Annotated in this window: 13 protein-coding genes; 11 read left to right on the plus strand and 2 right to left on the minus strand. The window is 44.2% G+C overall.

Features of this window, described 5'->3' with window-relative positions:
• Window positions 1-90 precede the first annotated feature (90 nt).
• Together IP485_RS09920 and IP485_RS09925 are read left to right on the plus strand one after the other, a co-directional pair.
• Window positions 91-636 (plus strand): hypothetical protein, encoded by a 546-nt coding sequence (locus IP485_RS09920; protein WP_227669548.1) that lies wholly within the window; start codon window positions 91-93, stop codon window positions 634-636.
• A 108-nt stretch (window positions 637-744) separates the two neighbouring features.
• Window positions 745-1,050, plus strand: a complete 306-nt coding sequence (locus IP485_RS09925; RefSeq protein ID WP_194364055.1) for a hypothetical protein — start codon at window positions 745-747, stop codon at window positions 1,048-1,050.
• Between the two features lie 110 nt (window positions 1,051-1,160).
• On the opposite strand, the gene IP485_RS09930 is transcribed toward IP485_RS09925, so the two are convergent.
• Window positions 1,161-1,640: a YkvA family protein gene (locus tag IP485_RS09930; RefSeq protein WP_198327087.1), complete on the minus strand. Its 480-nt coding sequence runs from the start codon at window positions 1,638-1,640 to the stop codon at window positions 1,161-1,163.
• A gap of 202 nt (window positions 1,641-1,842) precedes the next feature.
• Here IP485_RS09930 and IP485_RS09935 point away from each other — a divergent pair, with 202 nt between their 5' ends.
• Window positions 1,843-3,117, plus strand: coding sequence for an LD-carboxypeptidase (locus IP485_RS09935; protein WP_198327088.1), 1,275 nt, complete (start codon window positions 1,843-1,845; stop codon window positions 3,115-3,117).
• 33 nt (window positions 3,118-3,150) lie between these two features.
• On the opposite strand, the gene IP485_RS09940 is transcribed toward IP485_RS09935, so the two are convergent.
• A complete protein-coding gene (locus IP485_RS09940; protein WP_198327089.1) occupies window positions 3,151-4,173 on the minus strand; it encodes a GlxA family transcriptional regulator in 1,023 nt (340 codons plus the stop codon).
• Window positions 4,174-4,355: 182 nt separating this feature from the next.
• On the opposite strand from IP485_RS09940, the gene IP485_RS09945 reads away from it, so the two are divergent.
• The 8 genes from IP485_RS09945 (at window position 4,356) to IP485_RS09980 (ending at window position 13,346) form a co-directional block, all read left to right on the plus strand.
• Window positions 4,356-6,161, plus strand: a complete 1,806-nt coding sequence (locus IP485_RS09945) for an acyl-CoA dehydrogenase (RefSeq protein ID WP_198327090.1) — start codon at window positions 4,356-4,358, stop codon at window positions 6,159-6,161.
• A gap of 22 nt (window positions 6,162-6,183) precedes the next feature.
• Window positions 6,184-7,191, plus strand: coding sequence for an NADP-dependent oxidoreductase (locus tag IP485_RS09950; RefSeq protein ID WP_198327091.1), 1,008 nt, complete (start codon window positions 6,184-6,186; stop codon window positions 7,189-7,191).
• 3 nt (window positions 7,192-7,194) lie between these two features.
• A complete protein-coding gene (locus tag IP485_RS09955) occupies window positions 7,195-7,977 on the plus strand; it encodes an SDR family NAD(P)-dependent oxidoreductase (protein ID WP_198327092.1) in 783 nt (260 codons plus the stop codon).
• Window positions 7,978-8,139: 162 nt separating this feature from the next.
• On the plus strand, window positions 8,140-8,904 hold the full coding sequence (locus IP485_RS09960) for an SDR family oxidoreductase (RefSeq protein WP_265087568.1): 765 nt from the start codon (window positions 8,140-8,142) through the stop codon (window positions 8,902-8,904).
• A gap of 221 nt (window positions 8,905-9,125) precedes the next feature.
• Window positions 9,126-9,968 carry an HpcH/HpaI aldolase/citrate lyase family protein gene (locus tag IP485_RS09965; protein ID WP_198327093.1) on the plus strand — a complete coding sequence of 281 codons (843 nt, stop codon included), beginning with the start codon at window positions 9,126-9,128 and terminating at the stop codon, window positions 9,966-9,968.
• Between the two features lie 243 nt (window positions 9,969-10,211).
• A complete protein-coding gene (locus IP485_RS09970; protein WP_198327094.1) occupies window positions 10,212-11,408 on the plus strand; it encodes an efflux RND transporter periplasmic adaptor subunit in 1,197 nt (398 codons plus the stop codon).
• Window positions 11,405-12,628: an ABC transporter permease gene (locus IP485_RS09975; RefSeq protein ID WP_198327095.1), complete on the plus strand. Its 1,224-nt coding sequence runs from the start codon at window positions 11,405-11,407 to the stop codon at window positions 12,626-12,628. The genes IP485_RS09970 and IP485_RS09975 overlap by 4 nt, the downstream gene beginning before the upstream one ends.
• Window positions 12,621-13,346 (plus strand): ABC transporter ATP-binding protein, encoded by a 726-nt coding sequence (locus IP485_RS09980; RefSeq protein ID WP_198327096.1) that lies wholly within the window; start codon window positions 12,621-12,623, stop codon window positions 13,344-13,346. Before IP485_RS09975 ends, IP485_RS09980 begins: the two co-directional genes overlap by 8 nt.
• Window positions 13,347-13,515 lie beyond the last annotated feature (169 nt).

Raw genomic sequence — 13,515 nt, forward strand, 5'->3', positions numbered from 1 at the left:
AATAGCCCTCATAACAAGTCTTCGGACGTTAATATCTATAACAATACCTACCATAAAATCTCTAACGCATGACTGCAGGATAACCCTATTATGTCCTTACGCTCAAATGTCCTCCATAAAAAAATGACGTATCTGATGCTTGGTGTGACTGCCAGTAGCGCGATATTTTTGAGCGCTTGCAACGATACCAGTAGCACTCAAGTAAATACTGAAGTGGCAGATTTATCTGTGTTTGCGGGTTGTTATACCGTGAGCCCAGATGAGCCTGCACAGATTCGAGTCAGTGAACAAGATGGTGCATGGGTCATGCAAATGAAAGAGCCTGCCACTGCTAAGCGTGTTTGGGACAATCCTGAGGCGCTCGAGGTGATTGAAAATAGCGAGATACCCCAGTTTTTCTCTATTGATCCTGACAATGTCGATGCAGTGATTGGTCGTCCTGATCGTGTGCTGGTGTTGGCTCATGTCAAGCCTGCCTACGCAAATATCGATCCACTTTTGGATAGTGAGTATCTGTCTTATATTTACCGAGGGGCCAATACTATCTACCGTGTAGAGTGTGATGACATCAATACCGATATTTTGGCCAATCCACATGCCGATATTATCATCGATAATGTCAATGAGAGCAGTTAGATAAGCGCTTTCTACCCTTATTATTTATGACCAATGTATTTTGTGATAGATGTATTTATGATCGATCGTCTGTCGTTATAAACGGTTTTGTCAGTAGAGTTAAGCAATATGAATTTTTTTAGTTATGTGGTGTTGGGCGGATTTTCTTATGCAGCGGGTTGGGCGATTAGAACCTACGTATTAGAAAAACAGCCCACACCTCAGAAGCCTTACAATCTAAAGCACCCTACTATTTTGGCCTATTTGGGCGCGTTTTTTATTATTATGCTGATTGTCTCGTGGCTGATTGGTCGCTATGCATTGGGACACGCTGCCATAGATTTACCCTTTATTATTATCAATAGTCTGGTTGCGACCTTTGTCTACTCATTTGGTCTTAATCCTGAAAAAGCCAATTATGAAGTGCCCGATTAAATTATAGTATTGAATGCACTGAAAATAACAAAAGCCACGACCGAAAAATTAATTCGCGGTCGTGGCTTTTTTGATGCTGCACTTTTTTTAACCTTCTAGGGTATTAACATTCACGAAGCTTTCTTAAGATTAGTATCAGTCTCGTCGTTATCTTTTTCATCAGGACTAGTCTTGTCGTCATCAGTCTTATCAGTGTCGTTCTTATCTTCTAATTTATTTTTAGTATTCGATTGTTCCTGTTTCCACTCTTTGTATTTTTGCAGATCTTTTTTGGCCTGTTTTAAACAAAATTTAAGTACCAGCGCATCATCGATGTGGCCGATAAATGGAATAGAGTCAGGAATGAGGTCAATTGGATTTAGTACATAGAGCGCACCAATAACGCCAGCTGATATAGCTTTAAAAGGAATCTTACGGTAGTCACCTTTGTAATAGTCTTTGACAAGACTCATAAATAACATTAGATCATCACTAAAAGGCTCAAGATAGCCGCTGTCCTCCAGTTTTTCTTTGAGTTTACTTTCTTTGCTAAGTAAGTATTCCAAATTAGAGTCAAGTGCTTTGTTTTTATCCGTTTTTTTGTTAAACATAATTATTACCTTTTTCCTTTGCGATGAATTTGTATTTACAGTAACAAATCTGATCGACTTGTATTGTGTGTCTCAGTAGCGAAAAAGTAAATATCGGTAAAGATTGGGCAACCATCAACGCTGAAAAAGCGTCTACAATATGCTGCCACAAGGTTTAAGAAAACAAATCATAAAAATAGAAGTGATAAGGTAGCAGTAAGATATGGGTATTAAGACTCAGTCATGGAAAGATGATAAAAATAGTCATGCAACTGAAACGAAATCTGGATTGAATCGTCGCCAGTTTTTACGTCAAGTTGGTATGAGTGCCGGGGCAGGATTGTTAGCGACGCATAGTATCACTCAGGCGCTAGCATCTAATGCTATGGATCCAAGCAGCACACAACTGACTAAAGATGATCTGCCAACTGCGCTGATGGATGATGGTTCATTACCACAAACGTCACAGGCGTCGTTAACGCAGACAAAATGTATCACGCCCACGATTGAGACGCGACTTTTTGCCAGCTCTAATGTTGGTGGCAGTGACGAGCGCAATCAGTTGGCATTAGATCGTGTGGCGTGTGCGGGTTTTAAAGTAAACAATCCTGCGATTACCAATCGACAGTATTTACGCTTTGCTGGTACGGATTCGCAGCGAGCGAGTGACCTGCAAAACATTGCTACAGGTGCTATCGCAGCACCCAAATTACTGCTGGGTGTGCGCGGTGGTTATGGTGCCATGCGTTTGTTACCGATGGTTGACTGGTCGACGCTGGGACGTATTATGAAGGAGCGGGGCACAATCCTCGCAGGCTTTAGTGATGTGACCGCTATTCAATGCGCATTATTGGCAAAGGGAGATATGAGTTCGCTTGCCGCACCGATGCTCTATAGTGAATTTGGCAAGTCCAAACCTGACGAGATCAGCTGTCGACAGTTCGTTGAAGCACTCACCAATCCCAATCTGGTGATTAATATATCAGACGCTACCTTAACCAGTCCTAGTTTACCCAGTATTTTGACCAGTGCTGAGCCAAAAACTATAATTGGCACGATTTGGGGCGGTAATCTAAGCGTGGTGTCAGCGCTGGCAGGTAGCGACTATTTGCCGAAGATTGATGGCGGTATTGTATTTTTAGAAGATGTAGGCGAGCAGGCGTATCGTATTGAGCGCATGCTATATGACCTATATCTCGCAGGTGTGTTTAAGAATCAACAAGCAATTGTCTTTGGAGCATTGTCTGGTGCAGGTGAGGACAGCTATGACAAGCGCTATGATGTCGCCACTGTGATTCGCCAATTGCATGAACTAACAGGATTGCCCATTTATAGTGGCATGCGTTTTGGTCATATTGGACAAAAATACAGCTTTCCATTGGGGGCGACTTGTCAGCTAACACCTAATACTGATAGCGGCTATCAGCTAGCATTTACCGATTACCCAACCATTAAGGCTGATGCTATCCAAGTAGAAGGCTTGTGGCAGAATGCTTAAATGCTAATCTCTAACTACTATTCACTGTCATGGCTAAATAGCCAACCTCGAAAACTTGTCTTGATACTCTTTCGGTGTCAGTTCAGTCGCGCGTTTAAATAAGCGTGTGAATGAAGAGATATCATCATAGCCGACTTGTTCAGCAAGCGATTTTATCGTCACATCTCCCAATTCTAGCAGGCGCTTTGCCTGCTCAATTCTGACGGCTTGAATATACTCAATCGGCCGCATCGCTACAGAGGACTGAAAGCGCCTGTTTAAAGTACGCGGGGTGATATTTATCATAGCAGCCAGAGCACTGACCTGTAGTGGCTGGTGGAAATTTTCTTCGATATAGTCTTGGACTTGTTTGATCAAATGATCCGAATGTGGTTTGTGCAGGGTCACGTTGGTATAGCTATTCTGACTGCCTCTTTTGCTATCGATGATTTGGGTTTTTGCTACTTGTGTGGAAATCTCACGTCCGCAGTAGCGCTCTATTAATAATAACCCCAAATCATAAAAGGCGCTGCCACCTGCCGCACAAAATATGTTGCCTGATTGGTTTGCTGAGTTGCTTTTTGAATGAGTAACAAACTGGTTTTCTTGTAAGTCAACGAGTGGGAAATCTGCCTTAAACTTATTGGCATAGCCCCAGTGCGTGGTGGCGATTTTATTATCTAACAATCCTGCCTTTGCCAGAAAAAATGCACCGCTACAGTTACTGGCAATATCAGCCTTGGTATTCGCAAGCCGTATTAAGTGTGGCAGTAGCTCGCTGTTTTGCTGCAACACCTTATCAATAGAGTCGCCAATGGTGGGTACGAGCAATAAATCGCATTCTGTCACGTCTCGAATATCGCAATGGGCTTGCATGATTAAGCGATTACTGCACCTGATATCCCCGCCACCCAAGCTTGCAATCTGTACATTAAATCTAGGCTCTACAGACTCATTCGAAAAACGCTGCCAGCTGACACCTGTGAATGAAAACAAGTCCAATGCGCCAGAGAGCACACTGCCAAGTACACCATCGAAGCCAAGAATAATCATTTTAAAAGGTTTGAAATAGGGCATGGGTGTCTATTCTCCTTTTACTTTGTTGACTAAAGATATCAATTTTCTATCTGAATTTTCTAAATATAAGTACTATTTATGTCGTATTTGACCATAATTATGTCATAAATGACAATACGGTAAGGCGTTAAATTAGCTTAATATCGATTGATAACCAAATTTAATCAGTTAACGAGAATACTATGGCAGCAGATACGCTTATCAATGACTTTGAGTTACCGTTCCAATTATATGATGTATTGGGCACTGAAAATTTAACTGAGCATGCTAAGTTTGCAGAGCATAGCCGCGAGACATTTGATGCTGTGTTAGAGACGGCCAATAAAATTGCGACCCAATTGTTTTTGCCGCATAACCATGTAGCGGATAAGAATGAGCCACAGTTTGATGGCAAAAAGGTCAGCATGATAAGCGATGTAAAAGTCGCTTTTGATGCCTTCCGTGAGTCAGGTTTCATTGCAGGTCGTTATAGTTTTGAAGACGGCGGCATGCAGTTGCCTGAAACAGTGATGACAGCAGTGGCAGGTTATTTTATGGCTGCCAATCCATCAACCACTGCTTATCCATTTTTGACCACTGCTGCAATCAACGTCATCTCGCATTTTGCCAGTGATGAGATTAAAGCTGCCTTTATGCCGCGCATGCTGACAGGTGAATTCACTGGAACCATGGCATTGACCGAGCCACATGCAGGTTCGTCACTTGCTGATATCAAAACCACTGCGGTAAAACAAGATGATGGCTCATACCGCGTCAAAGGCAGCAAGATTTATATTTCAGGCGGTGATCACGAACTGTCTGAAAATATCGTCCATCTCGTATTGGCCAAAGTGCCTGGTGGTCCAGGTGGCGTCAAAGGCATCTCTTTATTTGCTGTGCCCAAGTATCGCTTAAATGAGGATGCATCGGTCGGCGAGCGCAACGATGTGCATTTGACAGGACTCATTCATAAACTGGGCTATAGAGGTACGACGTCTACGGCGCTGAGCTTTGGTGACGAAGGTGCATGCCATGGTTATCTCATCGGTGAAGAGCATTTCGGCCTGCGCTATATGTTTAAAATGATGAATGAAGCGCGCATCGCTGTTGGTTTTGGCGCATCGATGGTTGGTTATCGCGGTTATCAGTATTCACTTGATTATGCGAAAGACAGAACGCAAGGCAGAATCGCTCCGAACAATAAACCTGAAGATGCGGCAACTGCCATCATCAATCATGGTGACGTAAAGCGCATGCTATTGGCGCAAAAAGCCTACTCTGAAGGCGGTATCTCCTTATGTCTATATGGCTCAAACCTGATTGACCGTATCAACACTTGCGAAGACGAAACATTAAAAAACGAGCTAATAGAGTTATTAGATCTTCTCACCCCAGTATTGAAAGCATGGCCATCTGAATATGGACCAAAAGCCAATGACTTGGGTATTCAAGTATTGGGCGGTGCAGGCTATACGCGTGAGTATCAGGCTGAGCAGTTTTGGCGTGACAATCGCCTAAACCCCATCCATGAAGGCACAAATGGCGTGCAGGCATTGGATTTGTCATTTCGTAAGTTATGGCAAAAAGGTGGGTTAGGCATTCAAATCCTAAAACGTGAGATTACACAAGATTTAGAAAGTATCACTACACCTGAGAGCGCGCAACTTGCAGGTAAATTGATGCCTTATATGGGTCACTTACATGAAGTATTGGTGCATCTCAGCAAAGTGTTACAAGCCGAAGAAGCAGTGACATTGACAGGTAATGCGCAAGCACTCATGAATATTTTTGCTTCAATTGTGCTGAGCTGGATTTGGATTCGTCAAGCCAGCAAAGCTGAGCAGCTATTGAGCACGACGCAAAATGCTGAGCAGCAGAACTTCTACAAAGGCAAGATACAAGCGGCTAAATATTTTATCGATTGGGAACTGCCATTAGTTAAACGCGACATCGAATTATTAACCAATACCAACTCGGTTTGCACTGATATGCAAACAGAATGGTTCTAAGGACAACTCTAAGGAAAGAGACATGACAAAAATTAATAAACAATGGCGATTAAAGGCGAGACCGGTAGGCGAGCCTAGTGCCGAGACTTGGGATTATACCGAGACAGAAATACCGACTATCACCGATGGTCAGCTACTGATTAAGGTTGAATACATCTCTATCGATCCGGCGATGCGTGGTTGGCTCAACGATGCTAAATCTTATATTGCACCAGTACAGATTGGTGAAGTTATGCGCGCTGGTACTGTAGGCGAAGTGATTGAAAGCAAGCATGATAAATTTGCCGTTGGTGACTATGTCGCAGGTCACGATGGCGTGCAGTCCTATGCTGTCAGTGATGGTGCTAATCTTTATAAAGTTGATCCAAAACTGGCGCCATTGTCTTATTACTTGGGCGTACTTGGTATGCCAGGTATGACAGGATATTTTGGTTTGCTAAAAACAGGTCAGCCAAAAGCAGGTGAGACTGTTGTCGTCTCTGGCGCAGCTGGTGCCGTTGGTAGCTTGGTCGGTCAGATTGCCAAGATTAAAGGCTGCCGTGTTGTCGGTATCGCGGGCGGCGCAGAGAAATGTAAATTCTTAGTCGATGAGCTTGGGTTTGATGCGACGATCGATTACAAAAATGAAGATGTGAAAAAAGCACTAAAGAAAACCTGTCCAGACGGCGTCGATGTCTATTTCGACAACGTAGGCGGTGATATCTTAAATGACGTGCTCACACAAATAAATCTGCATGCGCGTATCGTTATTTGCGGTGCCATTAGTCAGTATAACAACACCACAGAAGTCAAAGGCCCATCGAATTATCTATCATTATTGGTCAATCGTGCCCGTATGGAAGGCATCGTGGTATTTGATAATATCAAAGAATATCCAGTCGCCATGAAAGATATCGCTGGCTGGATTCAGTCAGGTGATATGAAAGTGAAAGACCATATCGTTGAAGGTATCGAGACGTTCCCAGATACTTTAATGATGCTCTTTAAAGGTGAAAACTTCGGCAAACTAGTACTTAAGGTAGAGGGATAGATCATGACACTGAATACAAACGGAATTGCATCAGATGTAACGGGTAAACGAATTTTAATCACGGGCGGTGCGTCAGGCATCGGGGCAGCAAGCGCGTTATTGCTAGCCAGTCGCGGCGCAAAAGTCGTGATCGGTGATATGGCAGAAGACATGGGCGCTGCGGTTGCCCAGCAAGGCCAAGACGCTGGCAACAGTATCGTTTTCAAAAAAGTAGACGTGACCAGTGGTGATGAAGTACGCGCGTTGTTCGACTTTGCAGTAGAAACGCTTGGCGGCTTAGATGTGGTGGTAAACAACGCTGGTATCGACCATAAGCCTTCGCCAATGCATGAGCTAAGCGATGACGACTTTGATCGTAATATCGCAGTGAATTTAAAAGGTGTTTGGCACTGTATGCGTGCCGCCGTCAACTGTATGATACCTAATGGTGGCGGTCATGTGATTAACGTAGCGTCTATTGCAGGTCTACGCTCAGCGCCTATGATTTCAGCTTATAGTGCTGCTAAGCATGGGGTTATGGGTCTGACCAAATCTGCTGCCCATGAGTATGCCCGCGCCAATATCCGTTTTAATGCCGTATGCCCAAGCTTCATTGATACGCCAATGGTACGCAATACGATGGCAACGATGGATGAGCGTACGCAGCAAGCAACGATTAAGGCCAGTCCACTGCGCCGCCTAGGAGATGTGAATGAAATCTCTAGTGCGATTGCATGGCTAGCTAGCGATGAGAGTACCTTTATGAATGGTCATGCCTTTACACTTGATGGTGGCATGCTAGCGTAACTGTAGCAATTGAGCGCTCATTATTCAATTTATTAGTGCTCGATAATCGCTGTTAGTTGTGACAGCGATTATCTGCGTTTAGTTATCCAATTTTAGATACATGAATTCAGCGCTCAAGAATAATTGTTTGAAAATAGTCAGTTTATAAAAACATAAGGAATAATGATGAAAGACTTATTTGATTTAACCGGTAAAGTTGCTTTGGTTACTGGCGCTAGCCGCGGTATTGGCGAATCTATTGCTCGTTTATTGGCATCACGAGGCGCGCATGTGATTGTCTCTAGTCGTAAGATTGATGCCTGCCAAGCAGTCGCTGATAGCATCGTCGCTGATGGTCACAAAGCCAGCGCTTTTGCTTGCCACGTGGGCGAGATGGCGCAGATTGATGCGATTTTTGAGCATATCAAAAGCGAGTTTGGCCAAATCGATATTTTAGTTAATAACGCAGCAGCCAACCCTTACTATGGCCATATCTTAGATACAGATTTAGCGGCTTTTGATAAGACCGTTGAAGTCAATATCCGCGGTTACTTCTTTATGTCGACGGCAGCTGGCAAGATGATGAAAGAGCAGGGCGGCGGTGTCATCTTGAATACAGCTTCGGTCAATGGCTTAGTAGCCGGTGACAAGCAAGGCATTTACTCAATCACCAAAGCGGCTGTCATTAGCATGACCAAAGCTTTTGCTAAAGAATGTGGCCCACTTAATATCCGCGTCAATGCGCTATTGCCAGGTTTGACCGATACCAAGTTTGCCTCTGCTTTGACGACCAATGATAAAGTCTTAAAAATGGCACTACACTCGATTCCGCTAGGACGCGTTGCGAATCCTGATGAAATGGCTGGCACAGTATTGTATCTAGTGTCTGATGCCTCAAGTTATACCACGGGTGCGACTATCGTTGTCGATGGTGGTATGCTGGCTTAATTAGCCGATCAGAAAACTTAGAATACAAATTCAAGAAAAGTTACTTAAGAACCGCATGAAAACAATTTTCATGCGGTTTTTTTTGATTTGATTTTTTGATGGAGTGTCTAAATAGTTTTAGTGTCAATTGCATCGATAGATTATTAATCTAAAGTAAAAATAGGCAGTGTAATGGCATAATAAAGCTGCTAATCGCTACTTGAATAATATAGGAATTAAGCATGAATTCAGTGATCAATCATAAAATAAATATAACTTCTCAAAATAAAACATGGCTATTCGTGCCAGCGACTCGCATCGATAGAGTAGCGAAGGCTTTTGCTAGTGGCGCAGATGCAGTTATTGTCGATTTGGAAGATGCCGTTGCGCCAGAAGATAAAGCATCCGGACGCGAAGCATTACAACAATATCATGAAAGTAAAGATTATCAGCCGATTTGGCTACGTATTAATAAGGCAGGTAGTGAAGAGTTTTTCAAAGACATAGTGCTCTGTCAGAAAATGCGAAATTTAGCCGGCGTGTTACTGGCCAAAGCTGAGCAAGTCGCCGACATTGAGAGCGTGCACCAACTTATCAATTTGCCTGTGATTGCATTGATTGAGAGTGCGATTGGTTTGTATCAAATCGATAGTATGGCAAAAGCAGTCGGGTTGGCCGCGTTTAGTTATGGTTTTTTAGATCTGTGCAATGATTTGCGGGTACAAGTAGGTACGCCTGCCGCAGATATCGTTGCCAATCAGATTCGTTATCAATTAATGCTGATATCTAAAGTACATGAGCTAGCAGCGCCGATTGATACGGTTTATCCTGATTTTAATGATAAAGCCGGATTAAGCACGCGAGTAAATTTATGGTCACAGATGGGTATGTCTGGAATGCTTTGCATTCATCCTAAGCAAGTAGCAGTCGTGCAACAGACGTTACAACCGACAGACGAAGCATTGTCATTTGCTCAGCGCGTGGTTGAGGAGTATGAGCGCAGTGGGCAGGCCGTATTTAAAGTAAATGGTCAAATGGTAGATGCACCAGTGATTGAGCGCAGCCGTCAACTATTGGATAAGTAGCTAAAGTTTGTTAAATCAACACTACTATTATTGATATAATGATTTTCTCACTTGATATTACTGTGCATAAAATATTTCTATAGTCGGTTCAATATAATTTGGATACAAGGAAGGCGAGTGAAAGTACTACAACTCGTAGATTAAGCAAGCCAGACACCGTATCCAATTTATAGAGGACTGACTATACATAGACCATATTGCCCGTCAGTATCAGACGCTCTTACTCAAAATCGGAGAAACTCATTGCGAGCTGTCAACTATAAGTATTTGATTGTGATTGTTCTGCTAATGCTTGCAGCGGGTTTTGCTATCTTTCGTTGGTGGCGAGGACCGCTGTTGCCTAGCTATACAGTTTCATCTATGCCATTAGTACAAACGGTGGTTGCGACTGGACGTGTCGTGACGACATCACGTACTCAAATTGGTAGTGAGGTGACGGGGGTCGTGCTTGAGCGCTTGGTACAAGAAGGTGACCAAGTGGCAAAAGGTGATTTATTATTGGTACTGAGCTCAGATGATGTGGCTGCACAGGTGCGTCAAGCAGAGGCTGAATTGGCTGAGCTTGTGACCAGCAGACGCCCACAGGCAAAGGTTGACCTATCAAAAGCTGAGGTGCAGCTTGCACAGGCGACTCGTAATGTAGCACGTCGACGTGAATTGGCAGCAATTTCAGCGATATCGGATGAAGAGATGGAGCAGGCGGAGCAGTCCCAGAGCCAAGCCCGTAATGATTTGGAAGCTGCGCGTCTAAGAGCAAAGGCATTGGCTTCTGGCGGTGTTGAAGAAGCACTATTACGTGAGCGTATTGCTGCATTGCAGGCTCAATTGGCTAAGACAGAAGTGCGTAGCAAGGTTGCTGGCACGGTATTGACTCGTGATGTAGAGCCGGGTGATCTGGTACAGCCAGGTAAAACCTTATTTACTATTGCACTTGCTGGCAATACAGAGGTGCATGTACCGCTTGATGAGCGCAATTTATCACGATTAGCCTTGCAACAAGAAGCACTTGCCATCGCTGATGCGTATCCAGACCAGCCTTTCCCTACTCGCATTACCTTCATCGCACCGAGTATCGATTCGCAGCGAGGTACGGTAGAGGTTAGGCTGTCGGTTGATCCTGTGCCTGAGTTTCTACGACAAGACATGACCGTTTCAGTAAATATTGAAACAGGTCGCCGTGAGCAGGCATTGGTTCTTCCCAATGATGCTTTAGCGAATATCCAAGAGGATACGGCTCAAGTATGGTTACTACGTGATGGTAAAGTACAGCGTCAAAAAATAACATTAGGACTTCGTGGTCTATCGATGTCGGAGGTCATTGCAGGGCTAGATAATGGAGATCAAGTGCTGGCCGATGCAACTTCGCCATTGGTCGATGGTGAGCGAGTGCGTACTGATGAGTCAGCAACCCGTAATGAATCAACGGTAACATCCAAGTGAAAAATTTGTTCGGGCGCTTATGGATCGATGCAGTCATTGCGATCAGTTTCTTACGCGAGGGACGGGTACAGTCGCTGATGATTACAGCAGGTGTGGCTATTGGCGTGGCTGTTATCGTGTTTATCACAGCATTGATTCAAGGTTTACAAACCAATTTAATTGATAAAACGCTTGGTAGCCAATCTCATATTCAATTGGTATCACCAGATGAAGTTAATCTAGTGGCACCAGTAGCAGCGGGAACTGCACAGCTGATACAAGAAGACAAACGTCCTCAGCGGCTACGATCTATCAATAACTGGCAGCAGATTACGGCTACCTTAGATAAACTACCGTTACTGACGGCAGTATCACCTGTGGTATCAGGACCTGCATTTGTTAGGCGTGGAGAAGCTTTAGAGTCAGTGGTATTGATCGGAACAGAACTCGAACGTTACCAGAAAATCATACCGCTTGATGAGTATCTAATCAGTGGCGACCTGCGAGTCGGTGCTGATAATGTACTCATCGGCAGTGAGCTTGCCAACAATCTCGGTGTTCAAGTGGGTAGCAAGCTGCGATTAGACACTGGTGAGCAGGACAATACCGTGGTAAATGTCGCTGGGATATTTGAGTTGGGTGTCCGTGAGCTAGATGCACGTTATGTCTATCTAGACTTAAAACAAGCACAGTCATTGCTCAGCTTGCCAGGAGGCGTCACCGTGATTGACCTCACGGTTGCCGATATCTTTGAGGCGGACAATATTGCTGAGCAAGTAGGGCGTCTGACCTCTTTGCAGGCAGAAAGTTGGATCGAGACCAATGCACAATTGATGAGTGGGCTATCAGCGCAGAGCTTATCTACCAACATGATTATTGTTTTTGTAGGTATCTCGGTCGCCTTTGGTATTGCGAGCGTACTATCGGTCAGTGTCGTACAGCGTACTCGAGAAATTGGAATTTTACGTGCCACTGGTGCTACCCGTCAGCAGATCTTATGGATATTTTTGATTCAGGGTGCTGTGTTTGGTTTACTAGGTTCTGTTTTGGGTAGTGCGGTGAGTTATGTGCTGGTATGGGCATTTAACACTTTTGGCCCAAGTTTATTTTATATTCCAGTGTCTATAGAGCTTATCCTACTAGCAATGTTGCTAGCGACGCTAACCGGTGTATTGGCTGCTGCTATACCAGCGCGCCGAGCTGCCGCATTGGATCCCGTGGTGGCTATTCGTTATGTCTAATAATAACTCTCATGAAGTGCTGCGTTTAGAGGCACTAAAAAAATCTTATAATATTGGCCAGCTCAATGAGATTGAGGTGCTGCATGGTATTGACTTGCGCATCGATAATAATGATTTTGCTGCGCTCATCGGGCCTTCGGGCTCTGGAAAAAGCACCTTGTTGAATGTGCTTGGCTTGCTAGATAAGCCTACCAGTGGTGAGTTGTATCTGCTCGGGCAGCCGACGAGTAATATGGATGATGTCGGTCGCACGGCACTGCGAGGCAATAGTATTGGTTTTGTATTTCAGTTTCATCATCTTATTCAGGCATTTACTGCGTTAGATAACGTATTAATGCCATTGATGCTGACCAAGGGTCGCCCGAATCAATCTGCCATACAAAAAGCGCGCGAGTTACTGGCTTCGGTGGGTCTGGAGAAGTTCGCTAATACCAAGCCGAATGAGCTCTCAGGTGGCCAGCAACAACGAGTGGCTATTGCTCGCGCGCTCATCACAGAGCCTGCATTATTATTAGCGGATGAACCCACAGGTAATCTAGATACGGTAACGGCTGCCGAAGTGTTCGAGCTATTTCGTAAAGTCAACCGTGAGCGTGATTGTGGTGTGTTATTGGTTACCCATGATCCACGTTTATCGGCATCCTGTGATCGGACTATCAATCTGGTAGATGGTCTTATCGAAAGCGATTCGCTAAATGTTAATAGAGCTGAATCCTAATATCTCAGAGTAGCGCTACAGAAACTTTGCGAATATATCATCGCTATCTTTAATAGTAAGCGTCTAAAAGCTTTCGACGTGTCAGTGATTGAGCGTAGCCGTCAACAATTGGCAAAGTAGCAGACAAATCCATAATGCTTTATCATACTGACTCATACTTTATAAAAGC

The organism is Psychrobacter sp. NG27 (assembly GCF_016106655.1).
Lineage (GTDB): Bacteria > Pseudomonadota > Gammaproteobacteria > Pseudomonadales > Moraxellaceae > Psychrobacter.

What these genes read in the sequence shown, in the direction of transcription:
- IP485_RS09950 (WP_198327091.1), top strand. Translation starts at nt 6,184, where the DNA reads ATGACAAAAATTAATAAACAATGGCGATTAAAGGCGAGACCGGTAGGC.
- IP485_RS09930 (WP_198327087.1), bottom strand. Translation starts at nt 1,640, where the DNA reads ATGTTTAACAAAAAAACGGATAAAAACAAAGCACTTGACTCTAATTTG.
- IP485_RS09940 (WP_198327089.1), bottom strand. Translation starts at nt 4,173, where the DNA reads ATGCCCTATTTCAAACCTTTTAAAATGATTATTCTTGGCTTCGATGGT.
- IP485_RS09925 (WP_194364055.1), top strand. Translation starts at nt 745, where the DNA reads ATGAATTTTTTTAGTTATGTGGTGTTGGGCGGATTTTCTTATGCAGCG.
- IP485_RS09965 (WP_198327093.1), top strand. Translation starts at nt 9,126, where the DNA reads ATGAATTCAGTGATCAATCATAAAATAAATATAACTTCTCAAAATAAA.
- IP485_RS09980 (WP_198327096.1), top strand. Translation starts at nt 12,621, where the DNA reads ATGTCTAATAATAACTCTCATGAAGTGCTGCGTTTAGAGGCACTAAAA.
- IP485_RS09920 (WP_227669548.1), top strand. Translation starts at nt 91, where the DNA reads ATGTCCTTACGCTCAAATGTCCTCCATAAAAAAATGACGTATCTGATG.
- IP485_RS09960 (WP_265087568.1), top strand. Translation starts at nt 8,140, where the DNA reads ATGATGAAAGACTTATTTGATTTAACCGGTAAAGTTGCTTTGGTTACT.
- IP485_RS09945 (WP_198327090.1), top strand. Translation starts at nt 4,356, where the DNA reads ATGGCAGCAGATACGCTTATCAATGACTTTGAGTTACCGTTCCAATTA.
- IP485_RS09935 (WP_198327088.1), top strand. Translation starts at nt 1,843, where the DNA reads ATGGGTATTAAGACTCAGTCATGGAAAGATGATAAAAATAGTCATGCA.
- IP485_RS09955 (WP_198327092.1), top strand. Translation starts at nt 7,195, where the DNA reads ATGACACTGAATACAAACGGAATTGCATCAGATGTAACGGGTAAACGA.